This window comes from Streptomyces sp. NPDC048211, assembly GCF_043202315.1.
Classification (GTDB): Bacteria; Actinomycetota; Actinomycetes; order Streptomycetales; family Streptomycetaceae; genus Streptomyces.
The window spans coordinates 726,982-751,391 of record NZ_JBIDAD010000004.1 but is presented as its reverse complement, the minus strand read 5'-3'; the positions used below and the strand labels follow the sequence as shown (position 1 = coordinate 751,391).

Annotated in this window: 20 protein-coding genes; 4 read left to right on the top strand and 16 right to left on the bottom strand. The window is 70.9% G+C overall.

The features are described from left to right. Positions 1–124: 124 nt before the first annotated feature. The 16 genes from ACGFZA_RS19615 to rsmH all read right to left on the bottom strand — a co-directional run bounded on the left by ACGFZA_RS19615 (position 125) and on the right by rsmH (position 18,152). Positions 125–1,264: a DivIVA domain-containing protein gene (locus ACGFZA_RS19615; protein ID WP_393680484.1), complete on the bottom strand. Its 1,140-nt coding sequence runs from the start codon at positions 1,262–1,264 to the stop codon at positions 125–127. A 49-nt stretch (positions 1,265–1,313) separates the two neighbouring features. Next, positions 1,314–1,598 (bottom strand): YggT family protein, encoded by a 285-nt coding sequence (locus ACGFZA_RS19610; RefSeq protein ID WP_136328318.1) that lies wholly within the window; start codon positions 1,596–1,598, stop codon positions 1,314–1,316. A gap of 71 nt (positions 1,599–1,669) precedes the next feature. Further along, positions 1,670–2,281, bottom strand: coding sequence for a cell division protein SepF (locus tag ACGFZA_RS19605; RefSeq protein WP_136328319.1), 612 nt, complete (start codon positions 2,279–2,281; stop codon positions 1,670–1,672). Between the two features lie 125 nt (positions 2,282–2,406). Next, complete coding sequence (locus tag ACGFZA_RS19600) at positions 2,407–3,126, bottom strand: YggS family pyridoxal phosphate-dependent enzyme (RefSeq protein ID WP_385279467.1); 720 nt, start codon at positions 3,124–3,126, stop codon at positions 2,407–2,409. Between the two features lie 6 nt (positions 3,127–3,132). After that, complete coding sequence (gene pgeF / locus ACGFZA_RS19595; RefSeq protein WP_385279464.1) at positions 3,133–3,870, bottom strand: peptidoglycan editing factor PgeF; 738 nt, start codon at positions 3,868–3,870, stop codon at positions 3,133–3,135. Positions 3,871–3,887: 17 nt separating this feature from the next. Further along, positions 3,888–5,099 (bottom strand): cell division protein FtsZ, encoded by a 1,212-nt coding sequence (gene ftsZ, locus ACGFZA_RS19590; protein WP_385279462.1) that lies wholly within the window; start codon positions 5,097–5,099, stop codon positions 3,888–3,890. 276 nt (positions 5,100–5,375) lie between these two features. Beyond that, positions 5,376–6,170 carry a cell division protein FtsQ/DivIB gene (locus ACGFZA_RS19585; protein WP_385279459.1) on the bottom strand — a complete coding sequence of 265 codons (795 nt, stop codon included), beginning with the start codon at positions 6,168–6,170 and terminating at the stop codon, positions 5,376–5,378. A gap of 50 nt (positions 6,171–6,220) precedes the next feature. Further along, positions 6,221–7,315, bottom strand: a complete 1,095-nt coding sequence (gene murG, locus ACGFZA_RS19580) for an undecaprenyldiphospho-muramoylpentapeptide beta-N-acetylglucosaminyltransferase (RefSeq protein ID WP_148017738.1) — start codon at positions 7,313–7,315, stop codon at positions 6,221–6,223. A 6-nt stretch (positions 7,316–7,321) separates the two neighbouring features. Further along, positions 7,322–8,764 (bottom strand): putative lipid II flippase FtsW, encoded by a 1,443-nt coding sequence (gene ftsW / locus ACGFZA_RS19575; RefSeq protein ID WP_393680479.1) that lies wholly within the window; start codon positions 8,762–8,764, stop codon positions 7,322–7,324. A 115-nt stretch (positions 8,765–8,879) separates the two neighbouring features. Further along, entirely contained in the window at positions 8,880–10,307 is a 1,428-nt protein-coding gene (gene murD, locus ACGFZA_RS19570) for a UDP-N-acetylmuramoyl-L-alanine--D-glutamate ligase (protein WP_393680534.1), read from the bottom strand. Then, positions 10,304–11,374: a phospho-N-acetylmuramoyl-pentapeptide-transferase gene (gene mraY, locus ACGFZA_RS19565; RefSeq protein ID WP_385279454.1), complete on the bottom strand. Its 1,071-nt coding sequence runs from the start codon at positions 11,372–11,374 to the stop codon at positions 10,304–10,306. Before mraY ends, murD begins: the two co-directional genes overlap by 4 nt. Continuing rightward, positions 11,371–12,777, bottom strand: a complete 1,407-nt coding sequence (gene murF, locus ACGFZA_RS19560) for a UDP-N-acetylmuramoyl-tripeptide--D-alanyl-D-alanine ligase (RefSeq protein WP_385279451.1) — start codon at positions 12,775–12,777, stop codon at positions 11,371–11,373. Before murF ends, mraY begins: the two co-directional genes overlap by 4 nt. Positions 12,778–12,781: 4 nt before the next feature. Beyond that, the gene (locus ACGFZA_RS19555) at positions 12,782–14,500 is read right to left on the bottom strand and encodes a UDP-N-acetylmuramoyl-L-alanyl-D-glutamate--2,6-diaminopimelate ligase (protein WP_393680476.1); all 1,719 of its coding nucleotides are present in this window, start codon (positions 14,498–14,500) and stop codon (positions 12,782–12,784) included. Between the two features lie 17 nt (positions 14,501–14,517). Continuing rightward, complete coding sequence (locus ACGFZA_RS19550; RefSeq protein ID WP_393680474.1) at positions 14,518–16,521, bottom strand: penicillin-binding transpeptidase domain-containing protein; 2,004 nt, start codon at positions 16,519–16,521, stop codon at positions 14,518–14,520. Between the two features lie 4 nt (positions 16,522–16,525). Beyond that, positions 16,526–17,080, bottom strand: coding sequence for a cell division protein FtsL (locus tag ACGFZA_RS19545; protein ID WP_393680532.1), 555 nt, complete (start codon positions 17,078–17,080; stop codon positions 16,526–16,528). 106 nt (positions 17,081–17,186) lie between these two features. Further along, complete coding sequence (gene rsmH, locus ACGFZA_RS19540; protein ID WP_393680472.1) at positions 17,187–18,152, bottom strand: 16S rRNA (cytosine(1402)-N(4))-methyltransferase RsmH; 966 nt, start codon at positions 18,150–18,152, stop codon at positions 17,187–17,189. 379 nt (positions 18,153–18,531) lie between these two features. Here rsmH and ACGFZA_RS19535 point away from each other — a divergent pair, with 379 nt between their 5' ends. The 4 genes from ACGFZA_RS19535 to ACGFZA_RS19520 all read left to right on the top strand — a co-directional run bounded on the left by ACGFZA_RS19535 (position 18,532) and on the right by ACGFZA_RS19520 (position 24,259). Further along, the gene (locus ACGFZA_RS19535) at positions 18,532–19,095 is read left to right on the top strand and encodes a beta-class carbonic anhydrase (RefSeq protein ID WP_393680470.1); all 564 of its coding nucleotides are present in this window, start codon (positions 18,532–18,534) and stop codon (positions 19,093–19,095) included. 316 nt (positions 19,096–19,411) lie between these two features. Then, positions 19,412–20,461 (top strand): AAA family ATPase, encoded by a 1,050-nt coding sequence (locus ACGFZA_RS19530; protein WP_385279437.1) that lies wholly within the window; start codon positions 19,412–19,414, stop codon positions 20,459–20,461. Continuing rightward, positions 20,461–21,837 carry a DUF58 domain-containing protein gene (locus ACGFZA_RS19525; protein ID WP_385279434.1) on the top strand — a complete coding sequence of 459 codons (1,377 nt, stop codon included), beginning with the start codon at positions 20,461–20,463 and terminating at the stop codon, positions 21,835–21,837. Before ACGFZA_RS19530 ends, ACGFZA_RS19525 begins: the two co-directional genes overlap by 1 nt. Before the next feature lie 10 nt (positions 21,838–21,847). Next, positions 21,848–24,259 carry a DUF3488 and DUF4129 domain-containing transglutaminase family protein gene (locus ACGFZA_RS19520; RefSeq protein WP_393680467.1) on the top strand — a complete coding sequence of 804 codons (2,412 nt, stop codon included), beginning with the start codon at positions 21,848–21,850 and terminating at the stop codon, positions 24,257–24,259. The last annotated feature ends 151 nt before the right edge of the window (positions 24,260–24,410 follow it).

Sequence of the window (24,410 nt, the reverse complement as noted above, 5' to 3'; positions counted from 1 at the left end):
GCCCTGCACAGCGGCTCCGCGGCCCCGATCGCACCCGAGCACGACAAAGGGCCGGGCCCCGGGGAAACCCCGGGGCCCGGCCCTCAGCCTGCCGACGGCTACGCGCTCAGCGAGCGCGACCCGCTCAGTTGTCGTCCTCGTCGATCAGGAACCCGCGCATCGGCGAAGGAGCCTGCTGCATCGGCTGCGGCGCCTGCGGCCGCACCGGTGCCATCGGCTGCGTCATCGCCGGCGACATCTGCTGCTGGCCGCCGTACGAGGGGCCACCGCCCATGGACGGGTTGCCGCCCATCTGCTGGTTGCCGTGACCGCCGTGGTTGCCGCCCATGGTGTGACCCATGGCACCCGCACCGGCCGGAGCCAGCGAGGGCGACGGCGGCAGGGAAGCGGCAGCCGGCGTCCGCGGCGGAGCCAGCGAGTCGTCGGCCTGGGTCTCCAGCTGACGCAGCTGGCTCTCCAGGTAGGACTTCAGACGGGTCCGGTACTCGCGCTCGAAGCCACGCAGGTCCTCGACCTTGCGCTCCAGCGTCGCGCGGGCCGACTCCAGCGAGCCCATCGCCACGCGGTGCTTCTCCTGCGCGTCCCGCTCCAGCGCGTCCGCCTTGGCACGCGCGTCGCGCTCCAGGCCCTCGGCACGGCTGCGCGCCTCGCCGACGATCTTGTTGGCCTCGGAACGGGCCTCCGCGATCGCCTGGTCGGCGGTCTGCTGCGCCAGGGAGAGGACACGGGCGGCGCTGTCGCCACCGGGGCCCTGCTGCTGCATCTGCGGCGGCTGCTGCTGCATCTGCTGCATCTGCTGCTGCGGGTTGTGGCCACCCATGGGGCCACCCATCGGTCCACCCATGGGACCGCCCTGCATCGGGCCGGGGCCGTGGGGGCCCTGCGGACCGGGGCCGTGCGGACCCTGGGGGCCGTGGCCGCTGGGACCGGCCGGCAGCTGAGGAGCACCACCGGGCAGCTGGGGCGGACCCATCTGCGGGGGCTGCTGCTGCTGGACCGGCGGACCAGATATGGCGGCGGGCACCGGTGCACCGGGACGGTCCTGCGGCTCCGGCTTGCGCATACCTTGCTGCTGCTGGTTCTGCGCGGCGGCACGCGTGGCGGCGGCCAGCTTGGCGCGCAGGTCCTCGTTCTCACGGAGCAGGCGGGTCAGCTCGGACTCGACCTCGTCGAGGAAGGCATCGACCTCGTCCTCGTCATAGCCTTCTCGGAGGCGGACCGTCGTGAACTGCTTGTTCCGCACGTCCTCGGGGGTCAGCGGCATCTCTTCTTCACCTCTACGTAGTCGTCGGCAGTCGGCAGGACCGTATCGCTCACAGCCTGGTCACGATGCTGATCAGGATGGAAACGATGATCATCAGAACGAAGAAGGACAGGTCGAGTGCCACGCCCCCGAGACGCAGCGGCGGGATGAACCGCCGCAGGAGCTTCAGCGGTGGATCGGTGACCGTGTAAGTGGCCTCAAGGACGACCACCATCGGCTTGCCCGGCTGCCATGAACGTGCGAACTGGAAGACGTAGTCCATGACCAGCCGGAAAATCAGCACGATGAGGAAACACATCAACGCGATGTAGACAACACTTTGTGCGACGCCCATCCTCGCGCTTCCCTCTCCCCTGGCTCTCGTAGCTCCGGCCTCGCGGCCGGGTCGTTCCCGGTGTCGTGTTCTCAGCTCTGGTTGAAGAATCCGCCCTCTGCGATGCGGGCCTTGTCCTCCGCCGTGACATCGACGTTAGCAGGCGACAACAGGAACACCTTCTGCGTCACTCGTTCAATGCTGCCATGGAGACCGAAGACGAGTCCCGCGGCAAAGTCGACAAGTCGCTTCGCGTCCGTATCGTCCATCTCCGTGAGATTCATGATCACCGGAGTGCCCTCACGGAAGTGTTCCCCGATGGTACGGGCCTCGTTGTAGGTCCTGGGGTGCAACGTGGTGATGCGGTACGGCTCCCGCTCGGACACGACCTTGGGCATGATCACCGGTGCGTTCTTCTCCATGTTCGGGCGTTCAGGTGTGATGGATGCCACGGGGGCGATCCGGGCGGGTCGCTCTCGCTCCGCCGGAATCTGAACCGGCTCGCGCTGAGCCGGAGGCTGCACCACTCGTACCGGTTCGTCCCGCTCCCGCTCCACCTGATGCGCGGGCTGATGCCGGCGCCGGTCGCGCTCGGGCTCCGGCTCGGGTTCGAATTCGTCGTCGGGGTCGAACCCCGGACCGTCGTACCCATCGTCCTCCACGAGGCCGAGGTAGACCGCCATCTTGCGCATCGCGCCGGCCATGCTCTGAGTCCTCCGCTCTGTGGTGGATCGGCATCTGTCACCAAGTGCCCGCGATCCACTGTGGCCTGCCCGCCATAGGCGGTAATGACCATATTTTCTGCTGTGGTCCGACTTGCTTGGCGACGTTACCCGAGCCCGGGTCGGACACCGAGTACCGCAGTACCGACGCGCACATGTGTCGCTCCGGCCGCAACCGCGTCCTCGAGGTCCGCACTCATCCCTGCAGAGACCATGTTCGCAGCCGGATGGTTCCCGCGCAGCCGGGATGAGAATTCCATCAGCCGGTCGAACGCGGCACGTTGCCGGCCGGCGAACGGGCCGGCCAGCGGCGCGACGGTCATCAGACCTTCCAGCCGCAGCCCGGGCGCGGACGCGACCGCGTCGGCCAACTCCTCGATCCCGTCGGGTGCGACGCCGCCGCGCTCACCGCGCTCACCGCTCTCCGCGTCGAGCGCGACCTGGAGCAGGCACCCGAGTTCGCGTCCGCCGCGGACGGCCGCGGCCGAGAGGGCGGTCACCAGCTTCGTACGGTCCACCGACTGCACGACATCGGCATAACTTGCCACGGAACGGACCTTGTTCGTCTGCAATTGACCGACAAAATGCCACGCGAGGGACAGATCCGCACATTCGGTGGCTTTCGGAGCCGCATCCTGGTCACGATTCTCTGCGACATGACGCACACCGAGTTCATGCAGGATCCGCACATCGCTCGCGGGGTAGGTCTTGGTGACCACGATGAGGGTCACCTCTTCCCTTTTGCGACCGGCGGCGGCGCAGGCGGAAGCAATGCGTTCCTCCACCTGTGCCAGGTTTGCGGTGAGTTGTGTCTTACGATCCGTCATGCCCTATCAGTCCAACCAGACATATCCGGCGAGCCGCCCGGTGGTGCGGTCGCGTCGGTACGAGAAGTGATCGCCCGATTCGAGGGTGCAGACGGGCGACATCTGCCGGTCGGTGACCCCGAGGCCGGCCAGCTGCGCGTGAACTCCGGCGGTGACGTCCACCGCCGGGGTGCCCCAGCTGGTCTCGGACCACGAGGCGGGTACGACCGCCGCGACCTCGTCGCGCATTCCGGCCGGCACCTCGTAGCACCGGCCGCAGACGGCCGGGCCGGTGCGGGCGGTGATCCGGGAGGGATCCGCGCCGAGTTCGACCATCGCGCCGACGGCGGCGGGGACGACTCCGGCGACCAGTCCGGGACGGCCCGCGTGTGCTGCTGCGACGATCCCGGCGACCGGGTCGGCGAGCAGTACGGGGGTGCAGTCCGCGGTGAGGACGGCGAGCGGGAGTCCGCGGCGCACGGTCACCAGCGCGTCCACGGCGGGAATCCCGCGGGCCTCGCCCCAGGGCCCGTCGACCACGGCGACCTCCCGCCCGTGCACCTGGTTCATCCAGACGACCCGCGCCGGATCGAGTCCGCGGGCCCGCGCCGCCCGCTCCCGGTTGGCGAGCACGGCGGCGGGGTCGTCACCGACCGCGCCGCCGAGGTTGAGCTCCGCGTACGGAGCGGCGCTCACCCCGCCCCACCTGTCGGTGAAGGAGAAGTGAGCGCCGCCGTCCGAAGAAACAGAATCCTCGTGGTTCACCGAGTGGTGCGGTCCTATCACTTCAAGAAGTCCGGAACGTCCAGCTCTTCGGCCTGGGAGTCCTGGTAGGGACGGGCCGGCGGGACGTGCGGCGGCGCGACCGGCGGCAGGTGGCTCTCATGGGCCGCCGGAACCGGCTCGGCCTGGACCGGGGGCTCCTCGCGCGGAGGCACGGAACCCAGTCCGCTCTGGCGCACGGGCTCGGCGGCCCGGACCGGCGGCGCCGGCTCCTCGCGCTTGGCCGAGCTCGCGCCCAGGACGTTCTCCCGTCGGGCGGGCGGCTGTCCGCCGTCGAAGCCCGCCGCGATCACGGTGACCCGCACCTCGTCACCCAGCGCGTCATCGATGACCGCACCGAAGATGATGTTGGCCTCGGGGTGCGCCGCCTCGCTCACCAGCTGCGCGGCCTCGTTGATCTCGAAGAGACCGAGGTCGCTGCCGCCGGAGATGGAGAGCAGGACACCGCGGGCGCCGTCGATGGACGCCTCCAGGAGCGGCGAGGAGATCGCCATCTCCGCCGCGGCCACCGCGCGGTCGTCGCCGCGGGCCGAGCCGATGCCCATGAGTGCCGATCCGGCCTCGGACATGACCGACTTGACGTCGGCGAAGTCGAGGTTGATCAGACCCGGGGTGGTGATGAGGTCGGTGATGCCCTGGACGCCCGAAAGCAGCACCTGGTCGGCCGACTTGAACGCGTCGAGCACGCTGACCTGGCGGTCCGAGATGGACAGCAGTCGGTCGTTGGGAATGACGATGAGGGTGTCGACCTCTTCGCGGAGTTCGGCGATGCCGTCCTCCGCCTGGTTCGCGCGACGCCGGCCCTCGAACGTGAACGGGCGGGTGACCACGCCGATCGTCAGGGCGCCGAGCGAGCGCGCGATGTTGGCGACGACGGGTGCGCCACCGGTGCCGGTGCCGCCGCCTTCTCCTGCGGTGACGAAGACCATGTCGGCCCCCTTGAGGACCTCCTCGATCTCCTCACGGTGGTCCTCTGCCGCCTTACGACCGACGGCCGGGTTCGCCCCGGCGCCGAGGCCGCGGGTGAGTTCACGGCCGACGTCGAGCTTGACGTCGGCGTCGCTCATCAACAGGGCTTGCGCATCCGTGTTGATCGCGATGAACTCGACGCCCTTGAGACCGACCTCGATCATTCGGTTGATGGCATTGACACCACCGCCGCCGACACCGATGACCTTGATGACTGCGAGGTAGTTCTGCGGTGCTGCCACGTCGAAGGCCTCTCGCCTCGAGTTACGTGTCGTCGCGTGGCGGTAGTCCCGCCGCGACGACGGATGCCGATTGGGACGGTCCGAACGCCGACCCAAACCCTAACGTTGAAGTTTAGGGTTACCAGTGTGTCTGCTTCATGGACTCTTCCGAACAGGACACTAAGTCGACAAGTGGCGCACGTTCAACGAACACGCCGAACCTCCCGTTTTTCTTTTCACCCTATGTGATCACCCGTAGCGCTGACCAACCAGGGTGCTGGCCAGGCCAAATGTGCGTCAACTACCCGACACCGCCGGAGCGGTGGGTGCACTCACGTCGAAGTGTCCCGCTTTGGGAGCGGCTTTCATGAGAGCGGTGAGGACTTTCGCCTTCACCACACCCTCTTCGCTGCTCCCCCAGATCACCGTGCGGTCCCCGGTGAGCCCCAGGGAGACCGAATCGTACGAGACAACCCGCACGACCTGCGTTTCCCTGGAGACCTTCTCCGGAAGATCGCCCGCGACCCGGACTGCTTCCCGCACCAGCCGGTCACTGCCGAATCGGCGCAGGCTCGCGGACTGACCAGGGGTCAGTTCCAGCAGAGGCACGCGCCCGGGAGCCTTGTCCACCGTGGCGAAGCGCACGCCTTCGGCGTCCACTTCGATGAACTTCGCGCCCTTTTTCACCAACAGGACCGGCTGTCGTTCGGTCACCTTAAGTCCGATGTCGTGCGGCCATGACCGTACGACATCCACCGAGTCGATACGAGGCAACTTCTGGCGCAACCGCTCGGCGACGGCATCCGTGTCGACGGAGATCAGCGGGGCACCCATCGGCACCGACGCCGCGGCCTCCACCTCGGCCGGTGTCAGCACGTCGACACCGGTGATCCGGACCTCTTCGGCGCGGAGCCAGGAGGAGCCGTAGAGCACCCAGACGGCGCCTGAGCCGAGCAGCAGCACGGCCGCGGCGATCACGATCACCAGCGTGCGCCGGGACATCCGGCGCCCCTGCGCGGGCGCGCGCGGCGGACGGTCCCGGGTGTCCTTCTGCTGCCCTGCACCGCGCTCGGCGGTCGTCGGTCCGGCCACGCTCGCTCCTTATGCCGGGTCCGGGGGCGCCGCCCCCGGACCCGTCCGCCTCACGCGCCGCGGCGTGCGGCGATCGCCTCGTACACCATGCCGACCAGCAGATCGTCGGCGTCCCGGCGGCCGAACTCGGCGGCGGCGCGGGACATTTCGTACAGCCGGTGCGGATCCGACAGCACCGGCAGGACGTTGCCCTGCACCCACTCGGGGGTGAGCGCCGCGTCGTCCACCAAAAGTCCGCCGCCGGCGTTGACCACCGGCTGGGCGTTGAGCCGCTGTTCGCCGTTGCCGATCGGCAACGGGACGTAGGCGGCGGGCAGCCCGACGGCGGAGAGTTCGGCGACGGTCATCGCGCCCGCGCGGCAGAGCATCATGTCGGCCGCGGCGTACGCGAGGTCCATCCGGTCCACGTACGGTACCGGGATGTAGGGCGGCATCCCGGGCATGTTGTCGACGCGCGGCATTTCGTTCTTCGGGCCGACCACGTGCAGGATCTGGATCCCGGAGCGCTGGAGCAGCGGCGCGACCCGCTGGACCACCTCGTTGAGGTGGCGGGCGCCCTGCGAGCCGCCGGAGACCAGCAGCGTCGGCAGGTTGGGGTCGAGCCCGAAGGCGGCACGCGCCTCGGGGCGGACCCGGGCCCGGTCCAGGGTGGCGATGGTGCGGCGCAGCGGGATGCCGATGTAGCGGGCACCGCGCAGCTTGCTGTCGGGGGTGGAGACGGCGACGCCGTGCGCGTACCGCGAACCGATCTTGTTGGCCAGGCCCGGCCGGGCGTTGGCCTCGTGGACCACGATCGGTACTCCGGCGCGCTTGGCCGCGAGGTAGCCGGGCAGCGCCACGTAGCCGCCGAAGCCGACCACGCAGTCCGCCTTGGTGCGCTCCAGGATCTGCTCGGCGGCCTTGATCGTGCCGCGCAGCCGGCCCGGGACAGTGATGAGTTCAGGGGTGGGCTTGCGCGGCAGCGGTACGGCCGGGATCAGGGCGAGTTCGTACCCCCGCTCGGGTACGAGCCTGGTCTCGAGTCCGCGCTCCGTGCCGAGAGCGGTGATTCCCACGCTCGGGTCCTGCCTCCGCAGTGCGTCGGCGAGGGCAAGCGCGGGCTCGATGTGGCCGGCGGTCCCCCCACCGGCGAGTACGACATGCACCGAAATTCACCGCTCTCCGGACGGACGCTTCTTGACGCGCCGTCTCATCGTCTTCCATCTCACCCCGGGCCTCCGCATGGCCAGGGCCGCCTTCGCTGCGGGATCCGCTCGCGCGAACGCGATCAGCAGCCCGACAGCGAACATGGTCGGCAGCAGGGCCGACCCCCCGTAGGAGAACAGCGGGAGCGGGACACCGGCGATCGGCAGCAGGCCGAGCACCGCACCGATGTTGATCACGGCCTGCGCCGTGATCCAGGTGGTCACACCTCCCGCTGCGTACCTCACGAAGGGGTCCTCCGTGCGTCCGGCCACGCGGATACCCGCATAGCCTAGAGCCGCGAAGAGGGCGAGTACCGACAGTGTCCCCGCCAACCCCAGTTCCTCCCCGGTGATGGCGAAGATGAAGTCGGTGTGCGGTTCGGGCAGTTGGCCCCATTTTTCCACACTTGCACCGAGCCCCGATCCGAACCATCCGCCGGACGCCAGAGCGTAGATGCCGTGCACCGCCTGCCAGCACGAGCCGCCGGGGCCGGGTTCGCTGGCCCCCATGCAGTCGAGCCGGGACATCCGGTTGGGACTGGTCTTGATCAGCAGAAAGGCGATCAGGCCGGCGGAGCCGAGCACTCCGGCGAACAGCCGGGTGGGCGCCCCGGCCAGCCAGAGCAGTCCGAACAGGATGGCAGTGAGAATGATCGCAGTGCCCATGTCACCGCCGAGCATGATCAGCCCGAGCAGCATGAAGGCGACCGGGACCAGTGGCACGAGCATGTGCTTCCACTGGTTCAGCAGCCGTTTGTCCTGCTTGCGGGCGAGCAGGTCGGCGCCCCACAGGACGAGGGCCAGCTTGCCGAACTCACTGGGCTGGAGCTGGAAGGGGCCGCCCAGGTAGAGCCAGTTCCGGTTGCCGTTGACGGACATCCCTATCCCCGGCACCTGGACCAGCACCATCAGGAAGACGGCGCCCATCAGCAGGGGGTAGGCCAGGGCGCGGTGCAGTTTGACGGGCATCCGGGCCGCGGCCGCCATCAGCCCGGCCCCGATGACGGCGGCGAGGAACTGCTTGCGGAAGAAGTACGTGCCCGGCTTGCCGAGCTCCAGCGCCTTGATCATCGAGGCGGAGTAGACCATCACCAGGCCGAGCACGGTGATGAGCAGCCCGGCCCCCAGGATCAGGTAGTAAGCGGTCAGAGGGCGGTCCCAGGCCCGGCGCGCCTGTTCGTACAGCCGCCGCGCTCCCCCGCCCCGGGGGGAACGGGGGCTGCCGGAGGTCCTGGAGCGCGCCGCCGGGGGCCGCCGGGGGCCGGCGGCGGGGCGGACGCGCAGGGCGAGTCCGGCGGGGAGCGGTGCGCCCCCGGCCGGAAGGAGGGGCGGACCGAGCGCCCGGCTGATCGCCGAGGTCGCCCGTGAGCGGTCCCTGCCGCGTGCGGCAGAGCTCTCTTCGGCCGGCATGGTCCCTGTCCCCTCCACTGCTCGTGCCCGGGGCTTCGGCGCCGCGGCCCGGGCCCCGGCACGGCTTGTACGTACCCGGGTGCTCCGGGACCGTACGGCGCGGCGGCCTGGCCCGTCAGGCGTTCTCGGCGGCGAGTGCGCGGACGGCGTCCGCGAAGGCCTCGCCCCGCTTGTTGTAATTGACGAACATGTCCATCGAGGCGCAGGCCGGGGCCATCAGTACGGTGTCTCCCGGCCGGGCGAGCCGTGCCGCCTCGCGGACCGCCTCGGACATCGCCCCAGTGTCGGTCCGGTCGAGGTCGGTCACCGGGACCTCGGGCGCGTGTCGCGCCAGGGCTTCGCGGATCAGGGCCCGGTCCGCGCCCATCAGCACGACGCCCCGCAGACGCTTCGCGCACCCCGTCACCAGCTCGTCGAACGTGGCGCCCTTGGCGAGCCCTCCGGCGATCCAGACGATCGGGTCGTAAGACGCCAGGGAGGCTTCGGCGGCGTGGGTGTTGGTGGCCTTGGAGTCGTCGATGTACGTGACCCCGGCGACGTCCGCGACGTGCTCGATGCGGTGCGGGTCGGGGCGGAAGGACCGCAGCCCGTCGCGCACGGCGGCGGGCTCCACGCCGTAGGCCCGGGCCAGTGCCGCGGCGGCCAGCGCGTTGGCGATGTTGTGCGGGGCGGGCGGGTTGACGTCCGCGACCTCGGCGAGCTCCTGCGCCTGCTTCTGCCGGTTCGTCACGAAGGCGCGGTCGACGAGGATGCCGTCGACGACCCCCAGCTGGGAGGGCCCGGGAGTGCCGAGGGTGAAGCCGATCGCCCGGCACCCCTCCTCGACGTCCGCCCCGCGCACCAGTTCCTCGGTGGCGGGGTCCGCCACGTTGTAGACACAGGCGACGGTGTTGCCCTCGTAGATCCGGCCCTTGTCGGCGACGTACGCCTCCATGGAGCCGTGCCAGTCGAGGTGGTCGGGGGCCAGGTTGAGCACGGCGGCGGAGTGGGCGCGCAGCGAGGGCGACCAGTGGAGCTGGTAGCTGGAGAGCTCGACGGCCAGGACGTCATACGTCTCCTCGCCGAGGACCGCGTCCAGGAGCGAGACCCCGATGTTGCCGACGGCGGCGGTACGCAGCCCCGCCGCCTCCAGGATCGAGGCGAGCATCCGTACGGTCGTGGTCTTGCCGTTGGTTCCGGTGACGGCGAGCCAGGGGGCCGGCTTCCGGCCGTCCCGGCCGCGCAGCCGCCAGGCGAGTTCGACGTCCCCCCAGATGGGGACGCCCGCCTCGGCGGCCGCGGTGAAGAGCGGCTTGTCGGGCTTCCAGCCGGGGGTGGTGACGATGAGCTCGGTGGACTTCGGCAGGGTGGCCCCGTCGCCGAGGCGCACGGTGATGCCCTGCGCCTCCAGTTCCGCGGCCTGGCCGCGGGAGCGCTCGTCGTCACCGTCGTTGACCACGGTGACGACGGCGCCGAGGCCGTGCAGCACCCGGGCCGCCGGAATCCCGGAGACCCCGAGCCCGGCAACCGTGACGTGCTTGCCCTGCCAGTCCACGTTGCTCACTTCTTGGCTGCCCATCCTGCGTAGAAGAGGCCGAGGCCGACGATCACGCACATGCCCTGGATGATCCAGAAGCGGACCACGACAAGGACTTCGGACCACCCCTTGAGTTCGAAGTGGTGCTGCAGCGGTGCCATCCGGAAGACGCGCTTGCCGGTCATCTTGAACGAGCCGACCTGGATGACGACGGACATCGTGATCATCACGAACAGGCCGCCGAGCACCGCCATCAGGAACTCGGTGCGGGAGCAGATCGCCAGACCGGCGAGCGCGCCGCCGAGGGCCAGCGAACCGGTGTCACCCATGAAGATCTTGGCGGGCGAGGTGTTCCACCACAGGAAGCCGAAGCAGGAACCCATGAGTGCGGACGCCACGACCGCGAGGTCGAGCGGATCCCGTACCTCGAAGCAGGCGCTCGGGTTGGTGAGGGTGGCCGCGTTGGCGCAGGACTCCTGGAACTGCCAGAGCCCGATGAAGGTGTACGCGCCGAAGACCATCACCGACGCGCCGGTGGCCAGGCCGTCCAGACCGTCCGTCAGGTTCACGCCGTTGGACATGGCGAGAATCATGAAGAGCGCCCAGAGCACGAAGAGCACCGGGCCGATCGACCAGCCGAAGTCCTCGACGAACGAGAGCTTGTCGGAGGCGGGGGTGTTCCCGCGGGCGTCGGCGAACTGGAGCGAGAGCACCGCGAAGGCGATGCCGACGATCAGCTGGCCGGCCATCTTGGCCTTGGCCCGCAGGCCCAGTGAACGCTGCTTGACGATCTTGATGTAGTCGTCGAGGAAGCCGACGAGCCCCATGCCGGCCATCAGGAAGAGGACCAGCACACCGGAGAAGCGCATCTCCTCGCCGGTGATCACCTTGGCCAGGACGTACGCGATGATCGTCGCCAGGATGAAGGCGATGCCGCCCATGGTGGGCGTGCCCTTCTTCGATCCGTGGCTGCGCGGGCCGTCGTCCCGGATGAACTGCCCGTATCCCTTGCGGGCCAGCAGCTTGATCAGCAGCGGGGTACCGACCAGGGTCAGGAAGAGCCCTATGGCCCCCGCGAAGAGGATCTGCCTCATCGGCCGGCGACCTCGCCCTCGGTCGCGTTCTCCAGCAGTGCCGTAACGACCTGCTCCAGGCCGACCGACCGGGACGCCTTCACCAGCACGACGTCTCCCGGGCGCAGTTCACTGCGCAACAGGTCGACGGCAGCCTGTGCGTCGGACACATGCACCGACTCCTCACCCCACGAACCCTCGTTGTATGCGCCCAGTTGCAGCCAGGAGGCTTCTCTGCCCCCGACCGCGACGAGCTTGCTGACGTTGAGCCGGACGGCGAGCCGTCCGACCGCGTCGTGCTCGGTGAGCGAGGCGTCGCCGAGCTCGGCCATCTGGCCGAGCACCGCCCACGTACGACGCCCCTTCCCCATGGCGGCCAGCGCGCGCAGCGCGGCCTTCATGGATTCGGGGTTGGCGTTGTAGGCGTCATTGACGAACGTCACGCCGTCCGGACGCTCGGTGACCTCCATGCGCCAGCGGGAGAGGGTGCCCGCCTCGGAGAGCGCCACGGCGATCTCGTCTGCGGACAGGCCCAGCTCATGGGCGACGGCGGCCGCGGCGAGCGCGTTCGACACGTGGTGCTCACCGTACAGGCGCATGGTCACATCGCTGCACCCGGTGGGTGTGTGGAGCCTGAACGCGGGGCGGCCGTCAGCGGTGAGCCGGACGTTCTCGCCCCGTACGTCCGCATCCGCGGCTTCGCCGAAGAGCAGAACCCGTGCCTTGGTCCGGGAGGTCATGGCACGGACGAGCGGGTCGTCGGCGTTGAGTACGGCGAGACCGTCCTCGGGGAGCGACTCGACCATCTCGCCCTTGGCCTGGGCGATCTGTTCCTTGCCGCCGAACTCGCCGATGTGGGCGCTGCCGACGTTGAGGACGAGGCCGATGCGCGGCGGGACGAGTCCGGTGAGGTAACAGATGTCGCCGATGTAGCGCGCACCCATTTCGAGGACCAGGTGCTGGGTCTCCTCGGTGGCGCGCAGCGCCGTGAGCGGCAGCCCGATCTCGTTGTTGAGGTTGCCCGCCGGGTAGACCGTGGGTCCCTTGCGCTCCAGGAGCTGGGCGATCAGGTCCTTGGTGGAGGTCTTGCCGGCGGACCCGGTGAGGGCGACGACGGTGGTGCCGAGACGTCCGACGACCGTGCGGGCGAGCGCGCCGAGCGCCGCCACCACGTCGTCGACGACGATCGCGGGAACGCCGACGGGGCGGGCGGCCAGGACGACTGCCGCGCCGGCCTCGACGGCGCGCTGCGCGTAGTCGTGGCCGTCGACACGTTCGCCGGCGAAAGCGGCGAAGAGGCTGCCTTGCTTCACCTCCCGGGAGTCGATGACGACGGGCCCGCTGACGGTTACTGCCGGATCCGGTATGTCGTACGACTGCCCGCCGACGATTTCGGCGATCTCGGCGAGGGAAAGGGCGATCACTTGGTCATCCCTGACTGTTGTTCTCGTGGGTGGGGGCACGGTGGGTGGTGTTCTCGTGTCCCAGGGACCGCTCGATGGCCGTGCGCAGGACCACCCGGTCGTCGAAGGGGCGCACCACTCCGTGGACGTCCTGGCCCTGCTCGTGGCCCTTGCCTGCGATCAGCACGGTGTCACCGGGTGCGGCGCGGCCGACGGCGGCCGCGATGGCAGCGGCCCGGTCGGCGTCGACCAGGACGTCACCGCGTTCGTGGACGGGCACCTCGGCGGCGCCCGCGAGCATGGCGGCGAGGATGCCGAGGGGGTCCTCGGAGCGGGGGTTGTCGGAGGTCAGTACGGCGGTGTCGGCGAGCCGGGCCGCCGCCGCGCCCATCGGGCCGCGTTTGGTGGTGTCGCGGTCGCCGCCGCAGCCGAGGACGATGTGCACCTTGCCCTCGGTGACCTTCTGCAGGGAGCGCAGTACAGACTCGACGGCGTCGGTCTTGTGCGCGTAGTCGACGAGTGCGAGGTACGGCTGTCCGGCGTCGACCCGCTCCAGCCGGCCGGGCACTCCGGGCACCGCGGCGACGCCGTCGGCCGCGGTCTGCGGGTCGATGCCGGCGACGGCGAGGGTGACGATCGCGGCAAGGGTGTTGGCCACGTTGAACGGACCGGGCAGCGGGGCCTCGGCCGCGGCCCGCTCGCCCTTGGGCCCGACGACGGTGAAGGTGGAGCCGAGCTGGCCCACCTCGACGTCCTCGGCGCGCCAGTCGGCGTCCGGGTGGCCCTCGGCGGAGAACGTGGTGATGGGGACGGACGCCTCGGTGATCAGCCTGCGGCCGTACTCGTCGTCGTAGTTGACGACGCCCTGCCTGCTGCGCTGCGGGGTGAACAGCCGGGCCTTCGCCTGGAAGTAGTCCTCCATGCCGGAGTGGAACTCCATGTGCTCCGGGCTGAGGTTGTTGAAGACCGCGACATCGAAGACGCAGCCGTCGACCCGGCCGAGCACCAGGGCGTGGCTGGAGACCTCCATCGTCACCGCGTCCACGCCGCGTTCGCGCATCACGGCGAACAGGGCCTGCAGATCGGTCGCTTCGGGGGTGGTGCGCTCGGACTTGATGCGTTCGTCGCCGATCCGCATCTCCACGGTGCCGATGAGACCGGTGTCGCGCCCGGCGCCGCGGAAGCCGCCCTCGATGAGGTAGGCGGTCGTGGTCTTGCCGGAGGTTCCGGTGATGCCGATCTGGAGCAGGTCGGCGCCGGGGTGTCCGTAGATCTCGGCGGCGAGTTCGCCCATCCGGCCGCGCGGGTCCTCGGTGACCAGCACCGGGAGTCCGGTGGCCGCGGCGCGTTCGGCGCCCGCCGGGTCGGTGAGGATCGCGGCGGCGCCGAGACCGGCGGCCTGGGCGGTGAAGTCGGCACCGTGCAGACGGGCACCCGGCATCGCCGCGTACACGTCCCCGGGGCGTACGGCCCGGGAGTCGTGGGTGATGCCGGTGACTTCGCCATGGCCCGGCGGTTCGACTCCCAGCCGGGCTGCCAGCGTCACCAGGGAAGTCGGCCGCAGCCGATCCGGGCGGGGCGCTCCCGGGTAGTTCACAGGGGCGTCCTTCTGGGTGGTTCGGGACTGTTCAGCGTGGGGCACGGCGGTGAGCGTACCGGGCACACCCGGCCTCTCGCGAAGTGAGGGGGCGGGGGTGCGGTGGTTCCCGTTCCGGTTCCCTGGATCGGGGGTGATGGTTGTCACTGAGGGTCTCCCCGAGTTCACTCGCCGGGTTTGAAGGACACCGGCAGCCGGGCCGGCTCGTCGCCGGAGGGGGCGGTCTGCAGCGTCTTCAGTGCGAATTCCATGACCTGCTTGTAGATGGGGCCGCAGATCTGGCCGCCGAAGTAGCTGCCTTTGGTGGGGTTCTGGATGGCGCAGTAGACGGTGATCTGAGGGTTGTCGGCGGGTGCGAAACCGGCGAAGGAGGCGGTGTAGCCGTGGTAGCCGCCGCGGACCGGATCGACTCGGTTGGCCGTACCGGTCTTGCCCGCGACCCGGTAGCCGGGGATCTTGGCCTTCGTTCCGGTGCCCTCCTCGTCGCCGACGACCGACTCCAGCATGCTCGCGAGCGTCTTGGCGGTCTTGGTGCTGACCACCCGCCTCTGCTCGGGGGCCTCGGCGGCGGTGAAGCGGCCGTCGGCTCCCTTGGTACCGCGGACGAGGGTCGGTTCGATCCGGACACCGCCGTTGGCGATCGTGGAGTAGATCGATGCGGCCTGCATGGCGTTGAGCGAGAGGCCCTGGCCGAACGGAATCGTGTACTGCTGCGAGGTCGACCAGTCCTGCGGCTTGGCGAGGATTCCGGCGGTCTCACCCGGGTAGCCGAGTCCGGTCGGCGAGCCGATGCCGAACTTGCGCAGGTAGGAGTAGAGCACCTTGTTCGACTCGGCCTGCGTCTTGCCCAGTTGCCCGGTGGCCAGGATGGTGCCGATGTTGCTGGACTTGGCGAGTACGCCGTTGAGCGTGAGGTACCAGGTCTCGTGGTCGATGTCGTCCTTGAAGAGCCGGTCGCCCCGGTGCAGCCGGTTGGGGACCGTGACATGGGTGCCGGGCGTGGCGACGCCCTCCTCCAGCACGGCGGCCATCGACATGACCTTGCTGGTGGAACCGGGCTCGTACACGTCCTGGAGTGCGGCGTTGCCCAGGGAGGCGGCGTCGGCCTGCGAGAGGTCGTTGGGGTCGAAGCCCGGGGCGTTCGCCATGGCGAGGACCTCGCCGGTCCGGGTGTTCTGCACGACGACGTAGCCGCGGTCGGCCTTCGACTTCTCCACCTGGTCGGAGATGGCCTTCTGGGCCGCCCACTGGATGTCGCGGTCGATGGTCAGTTCGATGTCGGAACCGGCGACGGCGGGGACCTCCTTGGTGCCCGCCGTGGGCACCCGGCGGCCGCCGGACTGGGCGTACTTGATCGTGCCGTCCTCGCCCGCGAGCTCCTTGTCCAGCTGCGATTCGAGGCCGCCCGCGCCCTTGCCCTCTGCGTTGACGTAACCCAGTATCCCGGCGGCGAGACCGCCGTTGGGGTAGACGCGCTTGGTGGTCGACTCCTGGAAGACGCCGGCCAGCACGTTGGCCCCGCTGCCGCCTGCCGCCTTGTCCTTCGCGGCCTTCTCGGCGAAGACGGACTTGAGGTCCTTGATCTGCGTCCAGACCTGCGGGGTCTGCCTGCGGGCCAGGACCGTGTAGCGGCTCTTGGGCTTCGACAGCTTCTTCGTCAGTTCGGACGCCTCGACGCCGAGGATGGGCGCGAGGAGCGCGGCGGCCTGCTGCGGAGCGTCGGGCGCCTTGCTGTCGGCCGGGGTGAACATCTTGGGGTCGGCGGTGATGTCGTACGCGTCGACGCTGGTGGCCAGCGCGATGCCGCCGCGGTCGGTGATCTCGCCGCGTTCGGCGGCGACGGTGTAGCTGAGGTAGCGGTTCTTCTCGGCCTTGGCCGCGTACGCGTTGGCGTCGACGGCCTGGACCTGGAGGAGCCGCACGACGAACGCGATCATGACGAGGGACAGGGCCAGGCTGACCAGCCGCAGGCGCGGCCGTGGGCTGCCGAGGCGCAGCGGACGGCCGGAGCGGCCGCGCGGGGTCCGTCCGCGCGGCGCAGCGGACGAGGGCCGCCGCCGCGGCTCGGGGCGGGCCGATGGCCGGGGGCGGCCGGAGGACCGGGCCGCGCCGCTTCGCGGGCGGGCGGGGCCGGGTACCCGGCGGCGCGGTGGTTCCTGGGAGGGCACTACATCACCTGCCGGGGCTCGTGGAGGGCTGTGCTGCCGGGGTTCGCGCGTTCGCGGAGGCGCTCGGCCCCGCCGGGGCGGCACCGGTCGCGGACGCGCCGGGCTCGGCCGCGGGCGTGCTCGGCCCGGCCGCCGTGGTGCCCGACGCGGCGGGCGAAGGGGTGGAGCGGGAAGAGGCCGCGGCCTGCGGGGCGACGGGGGGCGGCTCGGGGGTGTCGGGCTTCGGCGCCGCGGTGGACGGCGCGGGGCCGGCGGCGGAGGGCACGCCGCGGACCTTGCCGTTCGCGTCGAGGAAGGCGGGGCTGCCGCCGGGGACCATGCCCAGTTCCCGTGCCCGCCGCGCCAGGGCGTCGGGTTCGGAGGCGTTGTCGACGTCGCGCTGGAGCGCCTGCTGATCGTCGGTGAGACCGGTGGTGCGCTTCTTCAGCTCGCTCAGCCGGAACGATCCTTCGTTGAGCGCGGAGTTGAGCAGCAGCAGGGTGATCAGGCCGCCGCCCAGGAGCAGCACGACCAGCAGGACGAAGGGGGTCCGGGCCGCGTTGCTCGGCCCGGACGGCATCAGCCGGCTGAGCCGCGCGGCGCGCCCTTTGAGCTGGCCGGCCGGTCCGCTCACCGCGCCACTCCTTCTCCGGGCCGGGTCCGCGAGGTCTCCGGGCGTCCCCTGCTCATCGCTCCTCCTCGCGGATCCGCTGGGCCCCGCGCAGCCGGGCGGGGGCGGCGCGCCGGTTCTCGGCGACCTCCTCCTCGGTGGGCAGCTCGGCACCACGGGTCAGCAGCTTGAGCCGGGGCTGGTAGCGCTCGGGGACGACCGGCAGACCGGGCGGTGCGGTGTTGGCGGCACCCGCCGCCAACACCTGCTTGACCAGGCGGTCCTCCAGCGAGTGGTACGACAGGACGGCGATGCGCCCGCCGACGGCGAGACTCGCCACCGCGGCCGGGATCGCCCGCTCCAGCACGGTGAGCTCGCCGTTGACCTCGATGCGCAGCGCCTGGAAGGTGCGCTTGGCCGGGTTGCCCCCGGTGCGCTTGGCGGCCTGCGGCAGCGAGTCACGGATCAGCTCGACGAGCCGGGCGCTGTTGCTGAAGGGTTCCTTCTCGCGTTCGCGCACGACGGCGGAGACGATCCGTTTGGCCTGCTTCTCCTCGCCGTACGCACGCAGGATCCGGACCAGCTCGCCCGGCGGGTAGGTGTTGAGCACCTCGGCCGCGCCGATGCCGGTCGTCTGGTCCATGCGCATGTCGAGCGGGGCGTCCTGGGCGTACGCGAATCCGCGGTCGGCCTCGTCCAGTTGCATGGAGGAGACGCCGAGGTCGAACAGAACGCCCTGGGCCTTGGGGACGCCGAGCCGGTCGAGCACCTCGGGCAGTTCGTCGTAGACGGCGTGCACGAGCGTGGCCCGGTCGCCGTACGGGGCGAGCCGCTCACCCGAGAGGCGCAGCGCCTCCTTGTCCCGGTCGAGCGCGATCAGCCGGGCGGTGGGGAAGGCGGAGAGCAGCGCCTCGCTGTGTCCGCCGAGGCCCAGAGTGCAGTCGACGACCACGGGCGGCTGGGGGCCCGGTGCCTCCAGAGCCGGGGCCAACAGGTCCAGGCACCGCTGGAGCATCACCGGGACGTGTCGGGTCTGGCTCATGCGCCCTCTCAGGCTCAGGTCCCGGGGCGCGGACGTACGGCCTGGTCCCCGCCCGCTCGCGAAGGGGAGGTCCGCCGGCGCCGGGGAAGGGGCGTCAGCCGACCGGCGAGCGGGAGAGGGCCGGGCCGTACGTACGCCGCGCACACGGGGAATACATCGGAATGTGCAGGGTGTCGGTAACTTCCCGTCACTTTAGTCCACCCTGCCATTCGATCGATTCCCGATCAATCAACCCGACAGCGCGTCGGCCCTCGCGTTGTTCACCCGACCGGGTGACCGAGTGTGAGGCTTGTGGGGTACCTCACAACAAGCGACGTTGACGTTCTTTGTCCGCATCCACACCACGCCGCCGCGGCCGGTGGGAGCTAACGTCTTGTTCATGTCGACTTCCACGCACTCCTCCGCCGAGCCCTCCGCCCCCGCCGCCGACCGGGCCCGCACCGGTGGCACCGTCACCGACGACCTGGTCGAGGCGAACGCCCAGTACGCGTCCGCGTTCAGCGATCCCGGCATGGACGCGAAGCCGGTGCTGCGCGTCGCCGTCGTCGCCTGCATGGACGCCCGGCTCGACCTCCACAAGGCGCTCGGCCTCGCCCTCGGCGACTGCCACACCATCCGCAACGCGGGCGGCGTGGTCACCGACGACGTGATCCGCTCGCTCTCGATCAGCCAGCGGGCCCTCGGCACGCGCAGCGTGATACTGATCCACCACACGAACTGCGGCATGGAGTCGATCACCGAGGAGTTCCGTCAGGAACTGGAGATGGAGGTCGGCCAGCGGCCGGCCTGGGCGGTGGAGGCCTACAGCGACGCGGACCAGGACGTGCGCCAGTCGATGCAGCGGGTCCGCACCTCGCCGTTCCTGCTGCACACCGACGACGTGCGCGGTTTCGTCTTCGACGTGACCACCGGTCGGCTGCGCGAGATCCTTCCGGTTTCCTGACGGCAGGGGCGGAGACCCTTCCGGCTTCCTGACATCAGGGGTGGAGATCCTTCCGGTTTCCTCGCACGGGGATGCCGGACGGGCACATTCCGGCAGCGAAAATCCCTCCTAACCCGACATATCGGCTCCAGTTATCCACAGGCGAGTGACACGAAGCGGTAACGGCAACAAGAATGCGGGTGTGACACCCCGTCGGACCCCGCGTCCGGCGCGGTATCCGTGTTTCGGGGTGGGCCGGGCCGCACAAGGGCACCGGTCCGTGACTGGGGAATCCCGCTGCTCCTGGCGAGCGTGGGGCAGGGCCGAGGAGGGCCGGGTGACGACCTATGACGATCGAGCGAGCCTCACAGATCTGACCACCACAGTGGAGCGGGTGCGCAGGTCGGTGGAGAGTGTGATCGAGGGCAAGCCCGAGGTCGTACGCCTCTCGCTGACCGTGCTGCTCGCGGAGGGCCATCTGCTGATCGAGGACGTGCCCGGGGTGGGCAAGACCATGCTGGCCAAGGCGCTGGCCCGGTCGATCGACTGCTCGGTGCGGCGCATCCAGTTCACACCGGATCTGCTGCCCTCGGACATCACCGGTGTGTCCATCTTCGATCAGCAGCGCCGCGACTTCGAGTTCAAACCGGGCGCGATCTTCGCCCAGATCGTGATCGGCGACGAGATCAACCGCGCTTCGCCCAAGACCCAGTCCGCGCTCCTGGAGTCGATGGAGGAGCGTCAGGTCACCATCGACGGCCACACCTACGAGCTGCCCGACCCGTTCATGGTCGTGGCCACGCAGAACCCGGTCGAGATGGAGGGCACGTATCCCCTGCCCGAGGCCCAGCGCGACCGGTTCATGGCCAGGGTGTCGATCGGCTATCCCAGCGCCGAGGCCGAGCTGCAGATGCTCGACGTGCACGGCGGCGTCTCACCGCTGGACGACCTCCAGCCGGTGGCGCACGCCCACGACATCGTGAAGCTGATCGAGGCGGTGCGCACGGTCCACGTCGCCGAGGCCGTCCGGCGGTACGCGGTGCAGCTCGTCGGTGCCACGCGCAGCCACCCCGATCTCCGGCTCGGCGCCTCACCGCGTGCCACCCTGCACCTGCTGCGTGCCGCCAAGGCCTCCGCCGCGCTGAACGGCCGCGACTACTGCCTGCCGGACGATGTGCAGTCCCTCGCCGCCGCCGTGCTGGCCCACCGGCTGCTGCCCACGGCGCAGGCCCAGCTGAACCGCCGCACAGCCGAACAGGTGGTGCTGGAGATCCTTCAGCAGACGCCCGTGCCGACGGCGTCGGGCGGCGCGGCCGCCCCGGTGCCTCCGCACCAGCCGGGCGCGGTGTACGGCGGCCGGCAGCAGCCCGGCACACGGCGGCTCTGATGGCCGCCGGGGGGCCGACCGCGATGGACGACAGCGACGACAAGGGCGGTCTGCGGGCCGCCCTGGGCGGCCTGACCACGCGCGGACGGTCCTTCCTGGCGGCCGGGATCGCCGCCGCGGTCTGCGCCTATGTGCTGGGCCAGGGAGATCTGCTGCGGGTCGGCCTGCTGCTCGCCGTGCTGCCGCTGGTCTGTGTGACGGTGCTCTTCCGGACCCGCTACCGGGTCGCCGGCACCCGTCGGCTCTCGCCGTCCAGGGTGCCCGCGGGCTCCGAGGCACGGGTCCATCTGCGGATGGACAACATCTCACGGCTGCCCACCGGTCTGCTCATGCTCCAGGACCGGGTGCCCTATGTGCTCGGCCCCCGGCCCCGGTTCGTCCTGGACCGGGTGGAGGCGGGCGGGCGGCGCGAGGTGTCCTACCGCGTACGGTCGGACCTGCGGGGGTGCTACCCGCTCGGTCCCCTGCAACTGCGGCTGAGTGATCCGTTCGGGATGTGCGAGCTGACCCGCTCGTTCCACGCGTACGACACGCTCGTCGTCATCCCCCGGACCGAGCCGCTGCCCCCCGTGCGGCTGGCGGGCGAGGCCGCCGGTTACGGCGAGGGACGGCAGCGGTCGCTCGCGCTGGCGGGCGAGGACGACGTCATTCCGCGCGGATACCGGCACGGCGACGACCTGCGCCGCGTCCACTGGCGCTCCACCGCACGCTACGGCGAGCTGATGGTGCGTCGCGAGGAGCAGCCGCAGCGGGCCAGGTGCACGGTGCTGCTGGACACCCGCCGGACCGCCTACCAGGGGACGGGGCCCGACTCGGCGTTCGAGTGGGCCGTCTCCGGAGCCGCCTCCACGCTGGTGCACATGCTGGAGCGGGGCTTCGCGGTCCGGCTGCTGACGGACGACGGTACGGCGGTGCCGGGCGAGGGTGAGAGCGGCTTCGCCCAGGACTCGGCGGAATCGGCCGGGCTGATGATGGACGCCCTCGCGGTGGTCGACCACTCCGACGGGGGAGGTCTCTCGCGTGCGTACGACGTACTGCGCGGTGGCGACGAGGGCCTGCTGATCGCCTTCTTCGGCGAGCTGGACGAGGAGCAGGCCGCCGTCGCGGCCCGGATGCGCCGGCGCAGCGGCGGGGGCGTCGCGTTCGTCCTGGACAGCGCCGCCTGGGTGCACGGCGAGTCGCCGGCCTCCGATGCGGCCTGTGAACAGCGGCTCCGGCTGCTGCGCGAGTCGGGGTGGACGGCGGTTCCGGTACGGCCCGGCACGGATCTCGCCCCGCTGTGGCTGCAGGCGAGCCGCCACGGTTCGCCGAGCCAGTCCGCCGCGGTGGGCGGAGCGACGGGCGGTACGACAGGTTTCTCCGGTGGTTGGTCATGAGGGGACGGTCATGAGCGGTCGTGGTCGGCTGGCGCTGTGCGCCTTTGCGGCGACGCTGATGGCGGCTGGTTCGATGCTGCCGCTCGTCGACCCGGTCACCTGGTTCCTGCAGGCCGCGTTCCTGCTGGCCATCCAGTGCGGTGTGGGGGCCCTCGGCCGACGGGTGCCGCTTCCGCGGCTGCTGACCGTCGGCGTGCAGGCGATCGTCCTGGTGATGCTGCTGACCGTGGTGTTCGCCCGGGAGGAGGCGCTGGCGGGATTCCTGCCCGGCCCGCAGTCCGTGCAGCGGCTCGTGAACCTGCTGACGGTGGGCGCCGACGACGTCGGGCGGTACGCGATCCCGGCACCGGACACGCCCGGCATCCGGCTGATGCTGGTGGGCGGTGTGCTGCTGATCGGGCTCGCGGTGGACGCGCTGGCGGTGACGTTCCGCAGCGCCGCTCCGGCGGGGCTGCCCCTGCTGGCCCTCTACTCCGTCGCGGCGGGTCTCTCCGACGGAAGCGCGGACTGGCTGTGGTTCCTGCTGGCCGCCTGCGGCTATCTGCTCCTCCTGCTGGCCGAAGGTCGTGACCGGCTCTCCCAGTGGGGACGGGTCTTCGCCGGAGCGGCCAGGTCCGGGGGCGGCTCCGCCTCCGGCATCGGCGCCTCGGGCGGCGGGGCCCTCGCCCCGGTGCGCACCGGGCGGCGCATCGGCGCGCTCGCGCTGGGAATCGCACTGGTCGTGCCCGCAGCCCTGCCCGCGCTCGACAGCGGACTGCTGGCCGGCACGGGGGGCGGAAACGGCAAGGGCGGTGGCGGCGGCACCATCTCCGCGGTCAACCCGCTGGTCTCGCTGCAGAACAACCTCAACCAGCCGGAGAACCGGGAGGTGATGTCGTACCGCACCAACGCGTCCGGTGTGCAGGACTTCTACCTCCGCATCCTGGCCCTGGACCAGTTCAACGGAAACGAGTGGCGGGCCTCCACCCGGCGTCTGAGGGACGTACCGAAGCGGCTCCCCAACCCGGCGGGCCTCTCGCCGGACGTCGCGGTGACGGAGATCAGCACGAACATCTCCGCATCCGGTTCCTACCAGCAGACCTACCTGCCGCTCCCCTACCCGGCGACCGAGGTGCGGGTGGGCGGGCGCTGGCGGTACGAGCCCGAGGGGCGCACGCTCGTCGGTGACGACGGGGAGACCACCGGCGGGGCGCAGTACGAGGTCTCCAGCCTGGTCGTGCAGCCGACCGCCGGCCAGCTCGCGGGCGCGGGTACGGCCCCCGCAGCCCTGCTCCGCGAATACACCCGGGTGCCCGACTCCCTGCCCGAGGTGGTCAGGAAGACGGCCGACGAGGTGACGAAGGGGACCACCAACGCCTACGAGCAGGCCGTGAAGCTCCAGAACTACTTCGCCTCCGAGGGCGGCTTCACGTACGACACCTCGGTGAACTCGGGTACCGGCAGCGCAGCGATCGGCCGCTTTCTGAGGGACAAGCGGGGCTTCTGCGTCCACTTCTCGTTCACCATGGCCGCGATGGCGCGGACGCTGGGAATCCCGGCCCGGGTCGCCGTGGGCTTCACGCCCGGCACCGCACAGTCGGACGGCTCGATGTCGGTCGGCCTGCGCGATGCGCACGCCTGGCCGGAGCTGTACTTCGAGGGCGTCGGATGGACCCGTTTCGAGCCCACGCCGACGCGCGGCTCCACTCCGTCGTACACCGTGCCGGACGCACCCTCCGACAGCGCCGCCGATCCGGCCCAGCCCGAGACGGACGCCTCGGCAGCGGCGCCGGCCACGCCGTCCGCCTCGGACAGCTGCCCGGCCCAGATGCGCCGGCAGGGCGAGTGCGGCAGCTCGGCGCTCCCGGGGGCAGTGACGCCCACGGACACGGGGACACCCGCGGGCACGGTGCTCGCGGTGGTCCTGGCGGCCGTGCTCGTCCTGCTGATCCCCTTGCTTCCCATGTTCTGGCGGACTCGGGTACGGGCCCGGCGGCTGGGTTCCTCCACCGGGCGCACCCCGGCGGACGCGACCGCGAGAACGCTGGCGGTCTGGCAGGAGATCACCGACACCGCGTGGGACCACGGCATCGAACCGGACGAGTCCCGGACGCCGCGCAAGGCCGCGGACCGGGTGGTACGGATGGGCCGGCTGGACACGGAGGCGGCCGAGGCGGTGCACCGGGTGGCGAGCGCGGTGGAGCAGGTGCTCTACGCACCGGAGCCGCAGCCGGTGTCGGGGCTCGCGGACGACGCCCAGAAGGTACGGGCGGGCCTCCGGGGCTCGGCGGACCGGTTCGCCCGGTTCCGTGCGGTCGTGGCACCGCGATCGGCCGTACGGGTGATGTGGGCGGTGTCGGAGCGCCGGGCGGCACTGACCGGCCGGTGGCGGGCACCACAGCGGCCCGCGTGGCTGCGGCGCCCGTCCCGCCAGCAGGGCTGACACCGACGCCTCGGGCGGGCCCGCTCCTCGGGCCCGCCCGAGGAGCGGGCCGCGTCGGTAGGTCAGTCCGGGGCACGCGTCGGGTAGGTCCGCCCTCAGGTCCGTTCGGTTCACCGCACACCTAACAGGGCCCGGCCCTCGGGTCGGCCCC